Annotated in this window: 16 protein-coding genes; 7 read left to right on the plus strand and 9 right to left on the minus strand. The window is 73.7% G+C overall.

Features of this window, described 5'->3' with window-relative positions:
- Positions 1–63: 63 nt before the first annotated feature.
- Positions 64–3,762, minus strand: coding sequence for a protein kinase (locus ACA361_RS13800; RefSeq protein ID WP_375012492.1), 3,699 nt, complete (start codon positions 3,760–3,762; stop codon positions 64–66).
- Positions 3,763–4,056: 294 nt separating this feature from the next.
- Here ACA361_RS13800 and ACA361_RS13805 point away from each other — a divergent pair, with 294 nt between their 5' ends.
- Entirely contained in the window at positions 4,057–4,602 is a 546-nt protein-coding gene (locus tag ACA361_RS13805) for a pyridoxamine 5'-phosphate oxidase family protein (RefSeq protein WP_375012318.1), read from the plus strand.
- Complete coding sequence (locus tag ACA361_RS13810; protein WP_375012319.1) at positions 4,599–7,115, plus strand: excinuclease ABC subunit UvrA; 2,517 nt, start codon at positions 4,599–4,601, stop codon at positions 7,113–7,115. Before ACA361_RS13805 ends, ACA361_RS13810 begins: the two co-directional genes overlap by 4 nt.
- A gap of 28 nt (positions 7,116–7,143) precedes the next feature.
- Here the strand turns inward: ACA361_RS13810 and ACA361_RS13815 are convergent, their stop codons facing one another.
- Both ACA361_RS13815 and ACA361_RS13820 read right to left on the minus strand, forming a co-directional pair.
- Positions 7,144–8,319 carry a cytochrome P450 gene (locus ACA361_RS13815; protein WP_375012320.1) on the minus strand — a complete coding sequence of 392 codons (1,176 nt, stop codon included), beginning with the start codon at positions 8,317–8,319 and terminating at the stop codon, positions 7,144–7,146.
- A 20-nt stretch (positions 8,320–8,339) separates the two neighbouring features.
- Complete coding sequence (locus ACA361_RS13820) at positions 8,340–8,702, minus strand: PhnE/PtxC family ABC transporter permease (RefSeq protein ID WP_375012321.1); 363 nt, start codon at positions 8,700–8,702, stop codon at positions 8,340–8,342.
- Here ACA361_RS13820 and ACA361_RS13825 point away from each other — a divergent pair.
- Both ACA361_RS13825 and ACA361_RS13830 read left to right on the plus strand, forming a co-directional pair.
- Positions 8,659–9,177 carry a PaaX family transcriptional regulator C-terminal domain-containing protein gene (locus ACA361_RS13825; protein ID WP_375012322.1) on the plus strand — a complete coding sequence of 173 codons (519 nt, stop codon included), beginning with the start codon at positions 8,659–8,661 and terminating at the stop codon, positions 9,175–9,177. The two genes, ACA361_RS13820 and ACA361_RS13825, sit on opposite strands and share 44 nt — an antisense overlap.
- A 159-nt stretch (positions 9,178–9,336) precedes the next feature.
- A complete protein-coding gene (locus ACA361_RS13830) occupies positions 9,337–10,872 on the plus strand; it encodes a YrhB domain-containing protein (protein ID WP_375012323.1) in 1,536 nt (511 codons plus the stop codon).
- Between the two features lie 16 nt (positions 10,873–10,888).
- Here ACA361_RS13830 and ACA361_RS13835 read toward each other — a convergent pair whose 3' ends face one another.
- From ACA361_RS13835 to ACA361_RS13855, 5 genes are all read right to left on the minus strand, one after another.
- Entirely contained in the window at positions 10,889–12,349 is a 1,461-nt protein-coding gene (locus tag ACA361_RS13835) for a sensor histidine kinase (protein ID WP_375012324.1), read from the minus strand.
- A gap of 5 nt (positions 12,350–12,354) precedes the next feature.
- A complete protein-coding gene (locus ACA361_RS13840) occupies positions 12,355–13,062 on the minus strand; it encodes a response regulator transcription factor (protein ID WP_375012493.1) in 708 nt (235 codons plus the stop codon).
- Positions 13,063–13,129: 67 nt separating this feature from the next.
- The gene (locus ACA361_RS13845) at positions 13,130–13,954 is read right to left on the minus strand and encodes a hypothetical protein (protein WP_375012325.1); all 825 of its coding nucleotides are present in this window, start codon (positions 13,952–13,954) and stop codon (positions 13,130–13,132) included.
- Positions 13,951–14,865: an ABC transporter ATP-binding protein gene (locus ACA361_RS13850; protein ID WP_375012326.1), complete on the minus strand. Its 915-nt coding sequence runs from the start codon at positions 14,863–14,865 to the stop codon at positions 13,951–13,953. Before ACA361_RS13850 ends, ACA361_RS13845 begins: the two co-directional genes overlap by 4 nt.
- 243 nt (positions 14,866–15,108) lie before the next feature.
- The gene (locus ACA361_RS13855; protein ID WP_375012327.1) at positions 15,109–15,513 is read right to left on the minus strand and encodes a RidA family protein; all 405 of its coding nucleotides are present in this window, start codon (positions 15,511–15,513) and stop codon (positions 15,109–15,111) included.
- A 97-nt stretch (positions 15,514–15,610) separates the two neighbouring features.
- On the opposite strand from ACA361_RS13855, the gene ACA361_RS13860 reads away from it, so the two are divergent.
- Positions 15,611–15,991: a winged helix-turn-helix transcriptional regulator gene (locus tag ACA361_RS13860; protein WP_375012328.1), complete on the plus strand. Its 381-nt coding sequence runs from the start codon at positions 15,611–15,613 to the stop codon at positions 15,989–15,991.
- Between the two features lie 3 nt (positions 15,992–15,994).
- On the opposite strand, the gene ACA361_RS13865 is transcribed toward ACA361_RS13860, so the two are convergent.
- A complete protein-coding gene (locus tag ACA361_RS13865; RefSeq protein WP_375012329.1) occupies positions 15,995–17,053 on the minus strand; it encodes a spore photoproduct lyase family protein in 1,059 nt (352 codons plus the stop codon).
- A 178-nt stretch (positions 17,054–17,231) separates the two neighbouring features.
- On the opposite strand from ACA361_RS13865, the gene ACA361_RS13870 reads away from it, so the two are divergent.
- Positions 17,232–19,256, plus strand: coding sequence for a WD40 repeat domain-containing serine/threonine protein kinase (locus ACA361_RS13870; RefSeq protein WP_375012330.1), 2,025 nt, complete (start codon positions 17,232–17,234; stop codon positions 19,254–19,256).
- Between the two features lie 23 nt (positions 19,257–19,279).
- Positions 19,280–21,268, plus strand: a complete 1,989-nt coding sequence (locus tag ACA361_RS13875) for a WD40 repeat domain-containing serine/threonine protein kinase (protein ID WP_375012494.1) — start codon at positions 19,280–19,282, stop codon at positions 21,266–21,268.
- The last annotated feature ends 18 nt before the right edge of the window (positions 21,269–21,286 follow it).

Genomic DNA, 21,286 nt, shown 5'->3' on the forward strand with positions numbered 1-21,286 from the left:
GTCTCGCCGAGGGGGTCGGCACCGGCGTCCAAGCGTCGCCGGGCTCCAGGCGCGCGGTGTCGGTCAGGGGCAGACCTGCCGGTATTCGAGTCCGGACGGCATGTACTGGGTCCATTCCTGATGTGTCAGCGTGCGCCCGGCCACCGCGCAGACGGAGCCGATCGGGTCGGCGGGCATCGCCACGTCCCACAGCCACACGGTTTCGTCTTCGCCGCCGGTGGCCACGGTACGGCCGTCAGGGCTGAAGGCCAGCGTGTAGACGGGACGGCTGTGGCCGGTGAGGGGCGCGCCGATCGGGCGGCGGGCGACCGCGTCCCACAGCCGTACCGTTCCGTCACCGCCGCCGGTGGCCACCGTACGGCCGCGGGGATCGAACACCACCCGGTTGACGCGATCGGTATGGCCGGTGAGGGGCGCGCCGATGGGACGGCGGGTGCGCACGTCCCAGAGCCGTAGCGTCTTGTCTTCACCACCGGTGGCGAGGATACGGCCGTCCGGGCTGAAGGCCACCGACTCCACGATGCCGTTGTGGCCGGTGAGGGGCGCGCCGATGGGACGGCGGGTGCGCACGTCCCACAGCCGTACCGTCCCGCCGGCGCCGTCGCCGGTGGCGAGGGTGCGGCCGTCGGGGCTGAAGGCGACCGAGCCGACGGAATCGGTATCGCTGGTGAAGAGCCTGCCGATCGGGCGGCGGGCCCGTGCGTCCCAGAGCCGCACCGTCCCGTCGACGGCGTCGGCGGTGACCAGGGTGCCGCCGTCGGGGCTGAAGGCCACCGTGTCGACGCCGATGGTGTGGCCGGTGAGGGGTGTTCCGATCGGGCGGCGGGTGCCCGCGTCCCAGAGCCGTAGCGTCTTGTCGTCGCCGCCGGTGGCGAGAGTGCGGCCGTCCGGGCTGAAGGCCAGCGTGTGGACGGGACCGGTGTGGCCGGTGAGGGGTCCGCCGATCGGGCGGCGGGCGACCGCATCCCAGAGGCGCACCGTCGTGTCTTCGCTTCCGATGGCCACGGTACGGCCGTCCGGGCTGAACGCCACCGAGTGCACGATGCCGGAGGGGGGTGTGTCGAGCCGGCCGTGGCGTCGCACGTCCCACAGCCGTACCGTTCCGTCCTCGCCGCCGCTGGTGGCCAGCGTACGGCCGTCCGGGCTGAACGACACCGACGCGACCACGCCGGTGTGGCCGGTGAGAGGCGCGCCGATCGGACGGCGGGCTCGTACGTCCCACAACCGGGCCACGTCGCCGCCGCCAGTGGCCAACGTACGGCCATCGGGGCTGAAGGCCACCGAGTGGACGGCGTCACGGTGACCGGTGAGGGGCGTGCCGATCGGGCGGCGGGTGCCCGCGTCCCAGAGCCGCACCTTGTCGTCGCCGCCGGTGGCGAGGGTACGGCCGTCCGGGCTGAAGGCCACCGAATGCACGACGCCGCCGTTGCCGGTGAGGGGAGCGCCGATGGAGCGGCGGGCACCCGCGTCCCACAGTTGCACTGTGTCATCGCCGCCAATGGCCAGCGTGCGGCCGTCCGGGCTGAAAGCCATCGAGTAGACGGCGCCGGCAAGGGGAGCGCCGATGGGGCGGCGGGCACCCGCGTCCCACAGTTGCGCTGTGTCGCCGCCGCCGGTGGCGAGCGTACGGCCGTCCGGGCTGAAGGCCAGCGAGCGGACGCCGTCGTGGCCGGTAGGCAGGTCGCCGATCGGGCGGCGGGTGCGTGCGTCCCACAGCCGCACCGTGTAGTCCTCGCCGCCGGTGGCCAGCGTACGGCCGTCCGGGCTGAAGGCCATCGCGTTGATGCTCTTGGCGTGGCCGGTACGTATTTCGCCGAGCCGGCGGCGGGTGCGTGCGTCCCACAGCTGCACCCTCGGGTCCAGCATGCCGCCGCTGGTGGCCAGCGTACGGCCGTCGGGGCTGAAGGCCACCGAGTTGACGGGCCAGCTGGGGATGGCCAGAGCGGCGCGGTCGGGTTCGGCGAGGACGGCGGTGAGGGCGGCGCGGCTCTCAGGGCTCTTCTGGAATCGCCATGCCGCGGCCGCGAGCAGGGCCGATACCGCCGGGTCGGTGGACTGCTGGCTTTGTGTGATGAGCTGGCGGGAGACGACGGCGTCGCGCTGGCGGTTGGCGTTGTCGCGCTGGCGGTCGGCGTTCTGCTGTGCTTGGAACGCCCATCCGGTGGCGGTGAGGGACAGCAGTGTGGTGACCGCGAGGACCAGGGCGACGGTGCGGGTGCGGCGGGTGCGGATGGTCTGGGCGTGGGTGCTGGCGTCCAGCAGGCCGCGTTCGACCCGGTTGGGGAACGGCCTGCGCCCGGCGGTGGCCCAGCCCATGGCCTGGTCCAGGTGGGAGCCGGTCAGTACGTCGCCGCGGCGCCGCCCGTGGTCGTCCCAGACCCGGGCGGCCTGGCGGACGCGGTGGTGGGCGGCCAGGTCCTGGCGGTGGGCCTCGGCCCAGTCCCGCAGCCGGGGCCAGGCCCGCAGCACCGCCGGCCGCGTCAGAACGATCCGCCGACCGTCCTCGTGCTCCGGGCCCTCGGCCCGGGGCTGGTCCAGAGCCTGGGCCTGGGCATCGGTTCGCTCCTGGTCCGAAGCGTCGACCCGGGTCTGGTCGGGAGCCCGGTCCTGAACCTCGGCTCCGGTACGGGCGGCCGGTTCGCCGGTGAGGGTCAGCAGGGGCGCGAAGGCCCCCACGACCCGCTCCAGCGCTTGCCCTTCGGCGGGGTCGGGGCGGTCGAACAGTTCCGCGGCCGGCACCGGACGCACCGACCAGCCTCCGTCGTCGCCGGGGACCAGGCAGCGCAGGAACACCTCGGGGACGAGGTACCGCTCCTCGGGTGGCAGGGCGGTGTAGGCGTCCTCGGCGAGCCTGCCCAGCGCCGGGTCACCCGGCGCCCACCCCGAAGGCGGCCCGGCCAGCTCCGCGCCCCGATCGACCAGGTCCTGCAGATCACCGGCCGCCTGGCGTGGGTCGCCGGTCAGCGCCGCCAGGACCTGTGACGCCGTGGGACGCCGCAGCGGGTCCTTGGCCAGCGCCGCCGCCACCAGCGCGCGCAGCGAGCCGGGCAGCGCGGACAGATCGGGCTCGCTGGTGCGCACCTGGTGCGCGATCTGCGGCAGGTCCCCGCCGGTGAAGGCGGGCCGCCCGGTTGCCGCGAACACCATGATCGCGCCCCAGGCGAACACGTCGGCCTCGGCCCCGGCCCGCCGCCCCGCGTACACCTCCGGGGGCATGTACCGCAGCGTCCCGACCAACCCGCCGTCCTGGGTGGCCGAGCCGGTGTCCAGCACCCGCGCGATCCCGAAATCGATCAAACGCGGTCCATCGGGACCCAGCATCACGTTGCCGGGCTTGAGATCGCGATGCACCACCTTGGCCTGATGGATCGCCGTCAGCGCGGTCGCGATCCCGATCCCGAGCCGGTGCAGATCGTCCCCGCCGAACCGGCGCCCCGGCCGCCCCCCGCCTCCCGAGACGCTCGCCTGCAGACTCAGCCCGTCGATGTACTCGCTGACGATGTAGGGCCGCGGCGGCTCCAGATGCACCTGCAGGATCCGCGCGGTACAGAACGAGGCGACCCGCTGCGCCGCACGCGCCTCCGCCGCCATCCGCTCCAGCTCCCGCGGCGACTCCGACGCCCCATGCAGCACCTTGACCGCCACACGGCCCCCATCAGGACCGTACGCCTCGTACACCACCCCCTGACCACCCGCACCCAACCGGCCCGCCAGCCAGAACTCCCCGATCCGTTCGGGGTCTCCCGGCTCCAACCGTTCCACCAAGCACCATCACCTCGGGCTCCCACGGGACCGGTCGGCCACCGGCCGCCTCGCGGCATCACGATCAATAATCGATCTCTCACGCTGAGATGCGGCCGAGACCGACCGAGTTCACCGGCGATCCCGACCTGATCGTACGAACCGCGCCTCGGGACCGCGGCCGGAATCGGCTCGTACCGGGCCCTGGGTGGCGGCGACCGGAGCCCGATAAAACCTGACGGGGGATGGCAGGTTTCGGAATGATCATGGGTTCGTCGGGGGCGACCGGCCCCCGTTGAACGGACAAGGAGCGCGATGCGCGAAACACCAGAAGAACTCGAAGAACTGCAGGCACTCCTGGACGCCTCCCTCACCGGCTCCACCTCCCACCTCCGCTCGATCATCAACGCCGGAAGCACGCTGACCGCGGAGCGGCTCACCGGGCTCCTCACCGGCATGTGCACGCTGGCCCTGTCCACCGTGACGGCGAAGGGCGAACCGCGGATCAGTGGCGTGGACGGGCACTTCCTGCACGGCAGGTGGCACTTCGGGACGGCGCCCGACGCCGCCAAGGCCCGCCATCTGGCCGCCCGTCCCGCCGTCAGCGCCGCGCACATGCGCGGTGAGGACCTGGGCGTGTTCACGCACGGCACGGTGGAGATCCTCAACCCGCCGGGCGGCGACCCGGCGGCGGACTGGCCGGAAGTGCTCGCCTACCTCAAGGACTTCTACGGCGACGACCTCTTCGACTGGGACAACGAGGTGGTCTACTACCGGCTGCGCCCGCACTGGATGACCGTCTTCGCCCCCGACGTCACCAAGCTCACCACCCCGTCCCGCGAGAAAGGGCACGAAGGTTGACGGCGTTCGTACGGGACGTCCCGGGCATGGGGTGCGAGACCATCGAGGTGGTGGGGGCTCGCACCAACAATCTGCGGGACGTGTCGGTGAGCATCCCCAAGGGACGGCTCGTGGCGTTCACGGGGGTGAGCGGCAGCGGCAAGACCTCGCTGGCCGTCGACACCCTGCACAGCGAGGCGCAGCTGCGGTACCTGGAGGGGCTGTCACCGTTCGTCCGGCAGTACATCACCCAGCGCAACCGGCCCAAGGTCGACCGCGTCCTCGGGCTCGGCGCGACGCTGGCGGTCGACCAGCGCCGCCTGAACCGCAATCCCCGCTCCACGGTCGCGACGATCACCGGCATCGACGGGCACCTCGGACTGCTGTACTCGCGCCTTCCGGCGATCGACGCGGATCCCGGCCGGGAGGGCGGGTACGGGCACCTCGCGACCACCCACTTCGACCGCGACACCCCCGAAGGCGGCTGCGCGGACTGCCACGGGGTCGGCGGGCGCTGGGAAGCGCGGGAAGAGCTGATCATCACCCGTCCGGAGCTGCCGCTGTTCGAGGGGGCCTCGCCGTGGTTCGCCAAGTGGCGGTCGGGCGAGCACGCGTTCGTCCCGGCGCTCGCCGCGAAGCGGGGCGTGGACCTGAGCCTGCCGTGGCGGTCGCTGCCCGAGGAGTTCCGCCGCTGCGTGCTTTACGGCACGGGTGAGGAGTCGATCGAGGCGACCGTCGAGATCCCGAACAGGAACGAGACGGCGCGCATGACCTACACCTCCAGCCAGCCGATGCGGGGCGCGCTCGCCGAGGTGGAGCGGGTGTTCGTCAACGCCCAGACGGCCGGTGCCAAGCAGCGCTACCTGCGGTACATGCGCAAGCGCCCCTGCGGCACCTGCGGCGGAAGCGGGTACGGTCAGGCGGCCCGGTCCGTGCGGCTCGGCGGGCTGGCCTACCCCGACCTCCTGGAGGTGGACGTCCGGCAGGTGCGCGGCTGGGCCGGCCGTGTGGCGGACGGCCTGGACGCGCGGCACCGGGAGGTGGGCGGGCCGCTGCTGGAGGACCTGGGCCGCAGGCTCGGCATCCTGGAACGGCTCGGCCTGGCCCACTTGCTGTTGTCCCGGAGCGCGGCGACGCTGTCGGGCGGTGAGCTGCAGCGCACCCGGCTCGCCGCGCAGCTCAGCACCGAGTTGAGCGGCATCGTCTTCGTCCTGGACGAGCCCGGAACCGGGCTGCACCCGGCGGACAAGGCGCAGCTGCTCGACATCGCCCTGGAGCTGCGCGCGGCGGGCAACACGGTGCTGCTGGTCGAGCACGATCCCGAGCTGATCGCCCGGGCCGACTGGGTGATCGACCTGGGCCCCGGTGCGGGCCGCCTCGGGGGCGAGGTCCTGGTGTCGGGGCCTCCTGCCGACGCGATCGCGCACCCCAGGTCGCTGACCGGTCGCTACCTGGCGGGCGCGGGACCCCGCCTGCGCCGCGTCCGCCGCCCGGTCGGCGACGCCGGCTGGGTGGAGCTGCACGGCCTCCGCGCGCACAACGTGACCGCGGACGTGGTGCGGTTCCCGGCCGGGCGGCTCACCTGCCTGACCGGGGTGAGCGGCAGCGGCAAGAGCAGCCTGCTCGGCGCGCTCGGGACGGCCGCGCAGGCGGCCCTGTCCCGGACGGCGACCGGCACGGTCCGCGAGATGACCGGGCTCGGGACGTTCGGCTGGGTCGCCATCGTCGATCAGGAGCCGCTCGGCCGGACGCCGCGCTCCAACCCGGCCACCTACAGCAAGGCGTTCGACATCGTCCGCAGGCTGTTCGCCGAGACCGGCGCGGCGCGCGGGCGCGGGCTGACCGCCTCCTGGTTCAGCTTCAACACCCCGGACGGCGGCCGCTGCGCTACGTGCACCGGCTACGGCCGCAAGCTGGTCGACATGCACTTCCTGCCGGACGTGTGGGTGGTCTGCGACGCGTGCGAAGGCCGCCGCTACAAGCCCGAGGCCCTGGACATCACCTACCGGGGGCTGGCCATCGACCAGGTGCTGGAGCTGACCGTCGCCGACGCAGCGGAGCGCTTCCCCGAGCCCCCGCAGCTGGCGGAGATCCTGGAGGCCCTGAACCGGGTCGGGCTCGGCTACCTCCAGCTCGGCCAGAGCGCCACGGAGCTGTCCGGCGGCGAGGCGCAGCGGCTGAAGCTGGCGGCCGCGATCCAGCGCGGCGCGACGAGCCGCAAGGCCGGCCTCGTCGTCCTGGACGAGCCCGTCTCGGGCCTGCACCCGTCGGACGTCCAGCGCGTGGTGGACGCGCTCGACACGCTGCTCGACTCCGGCAACACCGTGGTCGTGGCCGAACACGACATCCCCGTCGCCGCGTCCGCCGACTGGGTGATCGACCTGGGTCCGGGCGCCGGCCCGGCCGGCGGGACGATCGTCGCGGAAGGCACCCCGGACGCCGTCGCGGCGGCCGGCACCCCGACCGCCCGTTACCTCCGGAGGTACGCGGAGGGCCGGCCGCTGCTGGAGGTGCGCGAAGGCGCGCCCCGCTGAGGCCGCCTGGGTGAGGCCGGGCGATGTGTCAATGCGGGGCGAGGCGGATGGGGACTGACTTGGGGCCGAATTCGAGCCAGTTGAACATTTCCACTGGTCCGTCCAGAGCGATCCCGGTCCCGCCGTCGAGCAGCGCCCGCAGCGCGGCGGCCATCTCCATGCGGGCCAGGGCGGTGCCGGGGCAGCGGTGGGCGCCGCGGCCGAAGGCCAGGTGGCGGTTCGGGTGCCGGTTCAGGTCGAGCCGGTCGGGTGCGGTGAAGACGTCCTCGTCGCGGTTGGCCGAGGGGAACAGCATCGTGACCGGCTCTCCCGCCCGGATGGTCCGGCCGCCGAGCTCCACGTCGCGGGTCGCGGTACGGGCGAACACCCGGTACGGGGCGTACAGCCGCAGCAGTTCCTCGATGGCGCCCGCCATCAGGTCGGGCCGGTCCCGCAGCTGTCGCTGGAGATCCGGATCGCGTGCCAGGTGGACGGCGGCGCTGCCGAGCACGGCGTGCGGGGCGCCGATGCCCGCCACGATGGTCTGCCGCACGGTTCCGACCACCAGGTCGTCGGGGATGGCGGGGTCGGCGTGCAGGAGGCCGGTGACCATGTCGGTGTCCGGGTCGCGCGGGTCGCGGCGGCGCTCGTCGACGAGGGCGCGGGCGATGCCGTACAGCTCGTCGCTGGCGGCCATGATCCGCGCCTTGTCCATGTCCTGGATGGCGAAGCTGTACTCCACGCCGATCCGGCGGATGTCCAGCGTCCGGGCCAGCGGCAGGCCGAGGAACAGGGCGAAGCACTGCGCGGCGAACGGCAGGGCGAACTCCTTGGAGTAATCGCCGCCGCCGCGCGCCAGCAGCGGCTGGAGCAGTTCCTCGGCCGCCTGGGCGAAGGCCGGCTCCAGGCGGCGCACCGCCGCCCGGCTCATCACCCGGTCCAGCGGGGCGCGGTAGATCCCGTGCTCGGGCGGGTCGTAGTGCAGCGGCGGCCGGCGCTTGGCGCGCGGCACGTGCGGGACGACGTTCTGCACGGCGGTGCTGAACGTCTCGCTGTCGCGGGCGATCCGTACGACGTCGTCGTAGCGGGTCGCGGCCCAGAAGCCGCCGTAGGCGTCGTTCCAGGGCACCGGGCAGCGCCGCCGCAGGTCGGCGTACACGGCGTGGGAGCTGTCGAAGGTCTCCGGCGCGCGCGGATCCCAGTCGGACGGGCGTTCCGTGGTCATGCGTCCCCGTTCATCGGTGGTCAGAGCAGGTGGCGGCGGGCGAGGCGGGCGAGGGCCTCGATGCCGCAGACGACGACGGCGATCGCGATGACGATGGCGCTGGTGACGTCGTAGCGGAGGGTGGCGATGGACTCCTGCATCAGGTAGCCGATGCCGCCCGCGCCGACGATTCCCAGCACGATCGACTCGCGCAGGGCCAGGTCGGCGACGAAGAGGCCGTTGCCGGTGAACGACGGCACGAACTGCGGCCAGATCCCGCCGGCGAACGCCTGCGGCCGGGTGGCGCCGACCGAGGTGAGCGCCTCGTGCGGGACCGGGTCGAGCACCTCCAGGGAGTCGGTGAAGAACGCCCTCGTCCGCAGGCTGGAGGTCTCCGGGGTCACCGCCTTCCACGCCCGCGAGATCACAGAGGACGGCCTGGACGACGTCCTGAACCGCGCGTTCGACATCACCTCCCTCCGCGACCGGTACGACCACTTCATCACCACCTACCGCGAGGACGCCGAACGCGTCACCCGCCCCGGCATCTCCCCCGCCGAGGCGCTGCGGCTGCGCACCGCGGTCATGACGAACTGGCGCGCGTTCCCCAACCTCGACCCCGACCTGCCCGCCGAACTGCTGCCGCCGAACTGGCCCCGCGACGAGGCCCGGCGCCTGTGCGTGCGCATCTACGACTCGCTGGGCGGGCTCGCCGAGCAGCGGTTCCGGGAGATCCTGGCCGAGTACGACCCCGGCCTCGCCGAACTGGTCTCCCACCACACGTTCGCCCAGGCGTCCACCCTGCACGCCGGCCACACGCGGCACCGCACCGAGTTCGACGAGAACACCGACCGCGACCGCCTGACAATGCTCCCCTGAACCCCCACCACCCACGCGCCACCGTCCATGCCCGGCCGGGCCTGCGGGCGGCCACGGTCGCCGCGTGGCTCATCGCGTGCTCCGCTTTTCTGTGCACATGTCTGGCGGTGCTTGCGCCGGCGGGTCACCATTGGGCGGTGGCGCTGACCGGAGATGGGGATGGCCTATTACAACGGCACCGGGCTGCTGGATGAGCCCGGGTTCTGGGCCGTTCACCTGAGCCGGACGTACCAGGTGGACGAGGCCGAGCCGGCGGCGTTCGGCGTCAGGGCCGAGGACGTCCGTGCGCTGGACGAGCGGCTGGCGGACACCGGACGGTGGCCGGTGTTCCGCGTCGAGCTGCCCGGCCGTGTCATCTTCCGGGTGATCTACCGCAACGGCGACCCCGACTTCGGGACCGACTTCGTGCTCTCGCATCCCGCCTGGCGGGAGAGCTTCACGGTGACCTGGCTGGACGGCCATCCCGGCTGGCCGGGGCTGAGCTGGCCGGAACTGTGCTGGGTCGCCGGGCATCCGCCTCCGGACGGCCGATGGATCAGCGAGTGGGAACGGCGGCTGCTGCTGTTCCTGCCGTGCATGGGGGACGCCGCCCTGCCCGGCACCGCGGCGGACACGGTCGCCGAGGCGCTCGGACGCGTCGGCGTCCCCGAACCTGCTGGGCTGGCCGCGCGGCTGCTCGCCGACGAGGAAGGACCGTCCTGGTATCACGATCGCGGCGGGGCTCTGGTCTGCGGTGACCGGTGGGGTCTCAGGTCCGTGGCTCCTGAAGGGAGACTCACTCCCCGCCAGGCCCGGACCGTGGCCAGGGCGTTCACCGACGGGCCGCCGCCGTTCTGGGTGGAGAACGAATGGACGCACCCGCTCGCTCACCGCCATCCCCGCATCGCGCACTTCATGGACACCGTCCTCCTGGGCGGCGGGACGCTTGACGGCGAGATCCGTGGCTACGTGGACGGAGTCGAAGGTCCCGACATCGCGTGCCGCATGATCGAGGAGATGCAGGGGCTGCTCGCCGATCGCGAGGTGGGCGACGGCGAACTGACGGCCTTCGTGCGGGCCCATGCCCACCGTTTCATCGGCGGCAGCGGACGCCGGACGCTGCGGGAGGTCGCCGACCGCCTGGACCACGCGGTGCGGCATCCGTCCCCGCCCCATCCGTTCACACGGCGGGCGCCGAACCTGAGCAGGCTGCTGAGGGAGTTCACCCGCGGCCGCGGTGAGCTGGACGAACTCGTGCACGCGGGCGCGGACTGGCTGGGCGTCCTCGCGGTGCGCACCGCCGTCCGCGAAGCCGACGCGCTGCTCGACGGCCCGGCCGTCACCGATGCGCGGATGTCGGAGTACGTGCGCTCCCAGTCGTGGTGGCTGGTGGACGACAGCGGCCTGCGTACCGTCGAGGTGGTCCGCGCCGCGCTCCGCCGATGGGCGCTCGCACGCCCCGAGCGCAACCTCCGTCTCGACCAGGCGCGCCTCGTCGCCGAACGGCTGCTCGACCAGACCTGGCGCCGGACGGTGGACGGCGTCGTCATCGACGACGGCCGAACCCGTGAGCGGCCGGACTGCTGGAGCTTCGGCTACGACACCCGCGCCTACCTCAGCACCGGCGACCCCGCCGCCATGCTCGCGGGCGCCGATCCGCTGCTCGTCGACCGCGTGACCGGCGCACCCCGGTTCGACCGCGGGCGATCACCGTGACGGAGCGAGGCGCGGGCTAGGGCTGCTCAGCGTCCAGGAGCGGCAGTGTCAGGCGGAAGCGGGCACCTTCGCCCAAGGTGTTCTCCAGTTCGACGTCACCGCCATGGGCCCTGGCCAGGGAGCGGGCGATGGGGAGGCCGAGTCCGGCGTTGGCGCCGTCCGCGTGGGTTCGGGAGCGGTCGGCCCGGTAGAAGCGGTCGAACACCCGCGCCGCCTGCTCGGACGTCATTCCCGGGCCCTCGTCGGCGATCTCCAGCACGGCGCGGCCGTTCGCCGTGCCGACGCCGATACGGACGGGCGTGCCCGGCGGGGTGTGGGCGGCGGCGTTGCCGACGAGGTTGGTGACGACCTGCCGCAGCCGGGACTCGTCGGCGTGGACGGGGGCCGCGCCCGGCGCCCCGGTGCCGCCCGGCCCGGTGAGCTCGACCGGACGGGACGGGTCCAGGGCGCGGAGGTCGTGCCGGGCGTCGTTGGCCAGGGTGCGCAGGTCCATCGGGGCACGGTCGAGCTGCCCTTCCGGTGCCTCGTCCAGCCTGGCCAGGAGCAGCAGGTCCTCGGTGAGGGCGGTGAGCCTGGTGGCCTCGCGGTCGATGCGGCGCATCGCCGCGTCGACGTCGGCGCGGCCGGGCAGCCCGCCCATCCGGTAGAGGTCGGTCGAGCCCTTGATGACGAAGAGCGGGGTGCGCAGCTCGTGGCTGACGTCCGAGACGAAGGCGCGCGTCCGGGCCTCCGACGCGGCCCGGTCGGCGAACGCCTGTTCGAGCTGGCCGAGCATGGTGTTGAGGGACGCCGCGAGGTGCCCGATCTCGGTGCCCGGCGGGGCGATTCCGGGCACCCGCCGGGTGAGGTCGCCGCCGGCGATCGCGGCGGCCGTGTGCTCGATCCGGCGCAGCGGGCGCAGGCCCCGGCCGAGGGCGAACCAGCCGGCCGCCGTCAGCAGGACGAGCAGCGCCGCGCCGCTGATCAGGCTGCTGGCGCGGAGCCTGGCGATGGTGGCGTCGGCCTCGGCGAGCGGCGCGGCGGCGATCACCGTCCCGTCCCATCCGGTGGTGGGACGGGCGAGGGCGCGCCAGCGCCCCGAGCCGTCGGCGGATGGCACGTTCACGGCCGTTCCGCCGGTGGGGAGCGCGCGCAGTTCGCCGGGTGACGGCAGGGCGGCGGCGTCCAGCCTGGTGGAGCGGGCGCTCCACGCCACCGATCCGTTCGGGTCCAGGTACACCAGGTAGGGGGCGCCGACCAGGTCGAGCGCGGAGTCGAGAAGGTCGGTACGGTCGCGCGGCACGCCGGACTGGGACGGGCCGGCGGGCGGCATGCGGGAGATGATCGCCGCGAGCGAGCGCAGCTGGCCGTCGATCCGGCCGAGCTGGTAGCGCTCCAGGTGGTCGGAGACGACCGTGCTGACGAGGGTCAGCCCGGCCAGCAGCAGGCACGCGGTGAGCAGCAGCAGCCTGGCCCGCAGCGAGAACCGGCTGAGCACGTCCCTCACCCCCGGGGCTCGCGGAGCACGTAGCCCACGCCGTGAACGGTGTGGATGAGCTTGGGTTCTCCGGTGTCGACCTTGCGCCGCAGGTACGAGATGTAGGTGTCGACGATGCTGGCGTCGCCGCCGAAGTCGTAGTTCCAGACCCGGTCGAGGATCTGCGCCTTGGACACCACGCGCCCGGCGTTCTCCATCAGGTAGCGCAGCAGCCGCAGCTCGGTGGGCGAGACGCGGACGGGCCGTCCCGCCCGCGTCACCTGGTGCCCCTCGACGTCGAGCGCCAGCTCGCCCGCCCGCAGCACGTCCACCTGGTGACCGGTGGTGCGGCGGAGGATCGCGCGGATCCTCGCGATCAGTTCCTCCAGGTCGAACGGCTTGGTCACGTAGTCGTCGGCGCCCAGGGACAGCCCGGTGACCTTGTCGGCCTGCCGGTCGCGTGCGGTGAGGAACAGGACGGGGACCGGCCCGCCCCGGCCCGGCGGGCGCAGCTCGCGCAGCCGCCGGACCACCTCGAAGCCGTCCATGTCCGGCAGCATGACGTCGAGCAGCACCAGATCCGGGGGCTCCTCGGTGGCCGCGGCGACCGCCTCGGCGGCGGACGCCGCGGAGTCCACCTGGAAACCCGCGAAACGCAGCGTCGCGGAGAGCAGCTCCCGGACGGTGGCCTCGTCGTCCACCACCAGCAGCCGCTCGTCACCGCCCCTGGGCATCGTCACCGGACCGGATCCTTCCATGCCGCCAGGATATGGACGCCGACCCTGTTCCCCCGGTGGATCATCACACGTCGCGGCGCCGGAAGGCGGCGAACGCGGCGGCCAGCACGGCGGCCACCCCCAGGCACATCCCGAACAGGTTCAGCCAGGGGTGCGGGTACTCGGGATCCGGGACGGTGGCGAACACCGCGGCCCCGCCCAAAGACGGCCAGAAGTCGAAGAGGCCCTGGAGCCAGGAGGGGAAGAGCTCCGCGAGGGCCGGCACCAGCAGCACGATCCCGACCAGGGTCGCGAGCGCTCCCGCCGTGGCGCGCAGCAGCGTTCCGAGGCCGACCGCGAGCAGCGCGACCGCCGCGAGATAGAGCCCGCCGCCCGCCACCGCGGACGGCACGCCCGGATCGCCGAGCTCCGCGTACGGCACGTCCTGCGCGGCGAGAAGGGCCTGGCCGAGGAAGAACGAGCCGAACATCAGCACCTGGCCCGCCACCACGGCCAGCGCGGCGGCCACCGACGTCTTCGCGGCCAGCAGCCGGTGCCTGCGGGGCGTGGCGGACAGCGACGTCCGCATCAGGCCGGTCGCGAACTCGGAGGTCACGACGAGGATGCCCAGCACGCCGATGACCAGCTGCGCGACGATGAACGACCTCAGGCTGAGCTCGACCGGATCCCACGACCGCCGTTCCGCGGCCGTCAGCTCCGCGTACTCCTCGCCCGCCGAGCTCATGGCGAGGAACGTGATGCCGAGCCCGACCAGCATGAGGACGGCCAGCGTGCACCAGGTGGAGCGGAGGCTGCGAAGCTTGATCCACTCCGCGCTCAGGGAGTGGGTGAAGCCCACCTTGCGCCCGGTGGCGGGGGCGCCGGCGGCCGTCGTCGCGGGCGGGCTCATGCCGATGCTCCCTGGTACTCGACGCTGTCCTTGGTCAGTTCCATGAAGGCGTCCTCCAGCGAGGGCCGCTGCGGGGTGAGCTCGCTGAGCGCGACGCCGTGGTAGGCGGCGAGCCTGCCGATCTCCTCGCCGGTCATGCCGGAGACGACCAGCGAGCCCTCCAGCCCGTCCCGCACGGTGGCGCCGGCCGCGGTCAGCCGGTGCGCGAACGGAGCCGGATCCGGCGTGCGGACGAGCACGGTGCCCTCCCCGTTGGCCCGCAGGAACGCGCTCATGCCGGTGTCGGCGATGAGCCGGCCGCGGCCGATGACGACCAGGTGGTCGGCGGTCTGCGCCATCTCGCTCATGAGGTGGCTCGACACCAGCACCGCCCTTCCCTCGCGGGCGAGCGAGCGCATGAAGTCCCGGATCCAGCGGATCCCCTCCGGGTCGAGCCCGTTCACCGGCTCGTCGAAGATCAGCACGCGCGGGTCGCCGAGCAGCGCCGCCGCGATGCCGAGCCGCTGCCGCATGCCGAGCGAGAAGCCCCTGGCCCGCTTCCGGGCCACGCCCTCGATCCCGGTACGGACCAGCACCTCGTCCACGCGGCGGCGCGGCAGGCCGTTGCCGGCGGCCAGCGCCAGCAGGTGGTCGTACGCCCTCCGGCCACCGTGGACGGCTCCCGCGTCCAGCAGCGCCCCCACCTCGGTCAGCGGCACGGGCAGGTCGCGGTAGCGGCGCCCGCCGATGGTGACCGAACCCCGGGTGGGCGCGGCCAGACCGATGATCATCCTCATCGTCGTCGACTTGCCGGCGCCGTTCGGCCCGAGGAACCCGGTCACCTGCCCGGGCTCGACGGTGAACGACACGTCGTCCACCACGGTGTCGGCCCCGTAGCGCTTGGTCAGCCCCCGTATCTCTATCCCAGTCATGGGCGCGATCCTGGCCGGGCGAGATGGCCGGTTCCTGAGCACTCCTGGGAGAACCATGTGAGCCCGGCCCCGCCCTGCCCGACCACCCGGCGGTACGCCCCCGCTCCCCCCGCGCCACACCGCCCCTTTTCACAGCGAACTCCCAGAGACCGCCGCACCGCCGAATCGCGAGACACCGGCTTCGGGTCGATCATCGCGGCGGGCGGGGCCGGGCGAGCGGGACGCGGCCGGCCGCGGACGTTCTCAGTCGAGGACCGCGGTGACTTCGGCCTCGATGAGGATGCCGGGCTCGAAGAGGACGTCGACCCCGATCAGCGCGGCCGGCGGGGTGGCGATGTCGAACTCGCGGGCCGCCTGTTCGACGCCGGCGTTGAAGGCGTCGTACATCTCCCTCTTCCAGCCCGCGGCGTACCAGGTGAACCGGACGACGTCGTGGAACGTCGCTCCCGCGGCGTCGAGCGCCTTGGCGAGGTTGCGGTAGACCTGGGCCACCTGTCCGGCGAGATCGCCCGGTGCCACGAGCTCGCCGTTCTCGTCCCAGGCGACCTGCCCGGCGATGTGGACCTGCCTGCTCCCCGTCGCCACCGCGACGTGGTGGTAGAGCGGGACTTGGACGTGCCTGTCAGGGTTGATGAGCTGAACGGCCATGACGTCTCCTCTTCGTACTCTCTTGCGGTTACTCGGGAACCATAGAAGAGTGAGCGCTGACGTGGAAGAACGCACTTTTTGGTGACGGGGGAACCTGATGGTGACCAAGCAGTTCACGGGCTCGTCCGACGATGCGGACCTGCGGCGCGCGGACTCCCTGGCGCGGGAGATCTTCTCCGATGTCGCGAACAAATGGGCCCTGCTGATCATCGAGGCGCTCGGTGAGCGGACCCTGCGCTTCAGCGAGCTGAGGAACGAGGTCGAGGGCATCAGCCACAAGATGCTGACCCAGAACCTGCGCATGCTGGAGCGCAACGGGCTGGTCGAGCGGAAGGTGTACCCGACCGTTCCGCCGCGGGTCGAGTACACCCTCACCCGGCCGGGCCAGGCCCTGCGCGCCACGGTCGACCTGATCTGCGGCTGGACGCACCAGTACTTCGGTCACATCGAGAGCGCCCGCAGGCGCTTCGACACCTGACGCCTAGAAGGCGTACCTGATCCGGCAGAAGGGCAGGCGCTCGGCCATCAGGCCGGTGAACGCGGCGACGTAGCGGCCCTTGTGGCCGTTGCGGTAGCGCACGTTGCGGCCGCCGGTCTGGGACCGCTTCGCCTGCTGGAGGTCCGGCCGCCACAGCACCTCCTCGGCCTTCGGGTGCCAGCCGAGGTTGATCTCGTGCAGCCGGTCGTTGTGGGTGAGGAAGATGACCTCGGCCGCGAGCTGCTCGCGGGCGGCGGGAGAGAGGGCGTCGCCGAGGCGGTCGAACAGCTCCGCCCAGTCCTCCAGCCAGCCGTCGCGGACCACGACCGGGCTGAGGTTGACGTGCACCTCGTACCCGGCCTCGACGAAGTCGTTGATCGCCGCGATCCGTTCCGGCACCGGCGAGGTGCGGATGTCGAGCAGCTTGGAGTCGGCCTCGGGCATCAGGCTGAAGCGGATCCGGGTCCGGCCCTGGGGGTCCCAGTCCAGCAGGTCCCGGTTGACGTACTTGGTGGCGAAACTGGCCTTGGCGGTCGGCAGCCCGCGGAAGAGGTCGACCAGGTCGAGGAAGCGGGGCCGCCCGCCGGCGCGGAAACGCTGCCGCTCCCGGACGATCTCCAGCTCGGCCTCGGGGTTGTGCAGCGGCAGGCGGTGCGCGTCGAGGAGCCGGGTGTAGGGCTCGGCCTGGGCGAGCGGCGGTATCTGCAGGATGCCGTAGGAATGGACGACGCATGCCTCGGCCTCGGAGATGAGCGCGTCCCGCTTGAGGGGCTTGACGCCGGTCAGGGACGCCAGCCATTCCGGTCCGGCGGGCCGCGTCGCCAGGTCCAGCATCAGGTCGGCGACGTTCGCGCCGCGGACCTCGTAGCGCTCCAGCAGCCGCTCCACCTCGGCGACGGCCGGCCGGGCGAACCCCGTCTCCACCCGGGCCAGCCAGTCGGGGTCGCAGCCGGTGCGCGCGGCCGCCTGCTCGTAGGACAGTTCCACGATCTCGCGGACGCGGCGCAGGTACAGCCCGAGCCGCCGCGCGTTGATGTTGGGCGGGCTTCCCCGTTCGGCCATCCGCACCTCCGGCCGCCCATCGTGCCGGAGAACACCCCGCCGCGCGGCACTTCCGCTGAACGCGCCGTCTCAGAGCAGCCCGTACCGGGACAGGAAGGGCGCCACTTGGAGTAAGGGCGTTAGGCCGTCCGGGTGATCAATCAGACGGTAGTGTCTATTTGAGAGAGGGAGGTGTGCCGTGGAGCCACTGGAGGCGTCCGATCCCCGCCAGATCGGGCATTACCGGATACTCGCCCGCCTCGGTCGCGGGGGCATGGGACGGGTGCTGCTGGGCAGCGGGCCGGACGGGCGGCTGGCCGCGGTCAAGCTGGTCGACGAGCGGTTCGTGAACGACGAGCGGTTCCGCGGCCGGTTCCGCCGCGAGGTCCGCGCCTCCCGCCAGGTCGCCGGGGCCTATACGGCCGCGGTGATCGACGCCGATCCCGAGGCGGCGGAGCCCTGGCTGGCGTCGGTGTACGTGCCCGGGCCGTCGCTGCACGGCGTCGTCGCCGCGACCGGACCGCTGGCGGCGGGGCCGGCGCTGCGGCTGGCCGCCGGGCTCGCCGCCGCGCTGACCGAGGTGCACCGCGCCGGGCTGGTGCACCGCGACCTGAAGCCGTCCAACGTGCTGCTCACCGAGGACGGCCCGCGAGTGATCGACTTCGGGATCGCCCGGGCCGCCGAGGGCGAGGACGGCACCCAGCTCACCCATACCGGCGCCCTGGTCGGCACGCCCGGCTTCATGTCCCCGGAGCAGGCCCTGGGGCAGGACCTCACCACCGCCAGCGACGTCTTCGCGCTGGGCTCGACGCTGGTGTACGCCTGCACCGGACGCGGCCCGTTCCAGGCGCGGACCACGCCGCAGACCCTGCAGAACGTGATCCACGGCGAGCCCGTGCTGGGCGACCTGCCGGACCGGATCCGCGAGATCGTCCCGGCGTGCCTGGCCAAGGAGCCGGCCGCGCGGCCGGAGCCCGCCGAGCTGCTGCGGACGATCGGCGAGGTGCCGCCGTCCGCCCGGCCCTGGCCGGACCCTGTGCACGACATGATCGCGCGGCAGGACGCGGAGGTCGTCCGGCTGCTCCAGGCCCCGGCGCCGCCCGTCCCGTCCGTTCCGGCGCCCGCGCTCGCGCCCACGGCGGTCGCGCCGGCGCCGGGCCGGAGGCGGTTCCTGCTGATGGCGGGCGGCGGCGCACTCGGCCTGGCCGCGCTCGGCGGCGCCGCGGCCTGGGCGCTCAGCGGGGGCGACGAGCCCGCGCCCGGCAAGAAGAGCGCGTCCGGCGGAGGCGGTGGGGGCGGTGGCGGCGCCGAGCCGCTGGCGGTCCTGGAAGGCCACGCCGGTCCCGTGCATCACGTGGAGTTCAACGGTGCGGGAGACCTGCTGGTCACCGCCGGGGAGGACGGCACCGTACGGCTGTGGGACGCGAAGGCCCGGCGGCAGTCCGGACAGCCACTCAAGATCGCTTCCAGCAAGGCGTACCGGGCCAGGTTCGACCGGGCCGGGCGGCTGCTGGTCACCGTCAGCATGGACGGCGGCATCAAGGTGTGGGACGTGCGGACCCGCCGCCAGGTCGGCGCGACCCTCGGCATCCCCATGTTCGACTTCACCGACGATCCGGCCCCGGCGACCGACGCGGCCTTCAGCCCCGACGGGAGCCGGGTGGCGGCCGTCGGCTCCCACCTGAAGGTGTGGGACACCGGGTCCCGCGAGGAGGTGGGCGGGCTCACCTTCGAGGGGGCGAACGTCATGTCGTTCCTCGCGTTCAGCGGGGACGGCCGGCTGCTGGCCGTCACCGGCAACGATCGGGTGCGGCTGTGGGATGTGGAGACGCGCAAGGAGGCCGGGGAGCCGCTGCGCGGGCACACCGTCCAGATCACCAAGGCGGCGATGAGCCCGGACGGCCGGACGTTCGCGACCGGGAGCGGCGACATGACCGTGCGGCTGTGGGACCTCCAGCGCAGGGCCCCGCTGGGCGAGCTGGTGCACGCGAGCGACCACGCGCCGCAGGGCATCGCCTTCAGCCGGGACGGCCGGCTCCTCGCCACGGTGGGCAACGACCAGACCGCGCGGCTCTGGGACGTGGCCGCGCGCAAGGAGGTCGGGAGGCCGTTCAGCGTGGGGAGGTCCGCCGCCGTGGCGTTCAGCCCGGACGGGAAGGTCCTCGCCGTCGGCGGTGACGAGAAGGTGTCGCTGTACGACGTCGCCGGCCGTACCCGCGCCTGAACCACCGGGAGGACGAGGTGACCATGCGGCCGCTCGCCGCGTCCGATCCGGAGCGGGTCGGGCACTACCGGATGATCGCCGAGCTCGGCCGCGGCGGGATGGGCCGGGTGCTGCTGGGGTCCTCGCCCGACGGGCGGCCGGTCGCGGTGAAGCTCATGCACGTCCGGCTGACCGGCGCCCCCGGCTTCCGGGAGCGGTTCCGCGCCGAGGTGGCGGCCACCCGCAGGGTGTCCGGCGCGTACACGGCCGCCGTGCTCGACGCGGACGCCGACGCGCCGACCCCGTGGCTGGCGTCGGTGTACGTGCCCGGGCCGTCGCTGCGGGACGCGGTCCGGGCGGCCGGGCCGCTGCCGGAGCCGGCGGTGCTGCGGCTGGCGGCCGGGCTCGCGGCCGCGCTCGCGGAGATCCACCGGTCGGGGCTGGTGCACCGCGACCTCAAGCCGTCCAACGTGCTGCTGGCCGCCGACGCACCGAAGGTGATCGACTTCGGGGTGGCGCGGGCGGCCGGGGGCGGCGGGGACGGGCGGCCCGGCGGCCTGGCCGGGACGCCCGGGTACATGTCGCCGGAGCAGGCCGAGGAGGGGGCGGCGACCGCGGCCGGCGACGTCTTCTCGCTGGGGTCGGTGCTGGTGTACGCCTGCACCGGCCGCGGCCCCTTCGACGGGCCCGGACCGGCGCAGGCGCTGTACAACGTCGTGCACGCCGAGCCCGACCTGTCCGCCGTGCCGGACCGGCTGCGCCCGGCCGTCGCGGCCTGCCTGGCCAAGGACCCGGCCGGGCGGCCGGACCCCGCCCGGCTGGCGGCGATGGTCGGCGCGGTCGCGCCGGCCGCGCAGCCGTGGCCGCCCGCGGTGCAGCGGATGATCGACGAGCGGCGGGCGGGGATCGGGCGGGCGACCGGTCCGGGCCCGGAACCCGCGGTGACGCTCGCCTACGGGCCGCGCACCCGCCCGTTCGCCTCCCCCCGCAACCGCGCGCTGGCGGCGGGCGGCGCGCTGGCGGTGTGCGCGGCGGTGGCGGCGGCCCTGGTGCTCGCGCCGTGGTCGGGATCGGCCGCCCGGACCGGCCCGGGGGCGTCCCGGTCCGCGGCCCCGCCACCGAGCCGTTCGCTGCGCGGGCACACCGCGCCCGTGCGCGACCTGGCGTTCACCCCGGACGGCCGGACGCTGGCCAGCGCGAGCGACGACGCCACGGTACGGCTCTGGAGCGTCGCGGACGGCAGGCGGCTCCGCTCGCCCCTCACCCACCCCGACGGCGTCAACGCGCTGGCGGTCAGCCGCGGCGGCACCACCCTGTACACCGCGGGCGACGACGGCCACCTCCGCCTCTTCCCGGTGTCGGGCAAGGGAGAGCCGGGCGACCTCGACATCGACCTCGGGCCCCTGACGTCCCTGGCGCTGAGCCCGGACGGCCGCGTCCTGGCCACCGGCAACACCGACGACTCCGTACGGCTGTGGGACCTGGACGACGGGAAGGTGGGCCCGCTGCTGGAGACCGGCGCCGGCAACGTGCAGGCCCTGGCGTTCGCCCCGGACAGCCGCACGCTGGCCATCGGCACGGCCGGCACGGAGGAGGATCCCGGCACCGGCGGCCTCCGCGGGGTGGCGCAGCTGTGGGAGGTGTACGACCGCAAGAGGCTCAGCGGGAACCTGTCCGGGCACGATTCCTCGATCGAGGACGTGGCGTTCAGCCCGGACGGCGCGACGCTGGCGACTGCGGGCGGTGCGGCCGCGCGCCTGTGGGACGTGGCCGGCAGCCGGCAGGCGGGCGCGCCGTTCCGGTGCGACGGCCGCTGCCACGCGGCGGTGTTCGGCCGGGGCGGCCGCATCCTCGCGGCCGCCGGCTCGGAGGGGACCGTACGGGTGTGGGACGTGGCCCGCCGCCGGCAGCTCGGCCCGGCGCTCACCGGGCACGGCGGTGCCGTCCTCAGCGTGCGCTTCAGCCCGGACGGCCGCACCCTCGCCACCGGCGGCCGGGACGGCACCATCCGCCTGTGGAAGGTCCCCGCGTAGTACCGCGATCGGCCCGGC

This window comes from Actinomadura sp. 21ATH, assembly GCF_041951345.1.
In the GTDB taxonomy this organism is placed as follows: Bacteria; Actinomycetota; Actinomycetes; order Streptosporangiales; family Streptosporangiaceae; genus Spirillospora.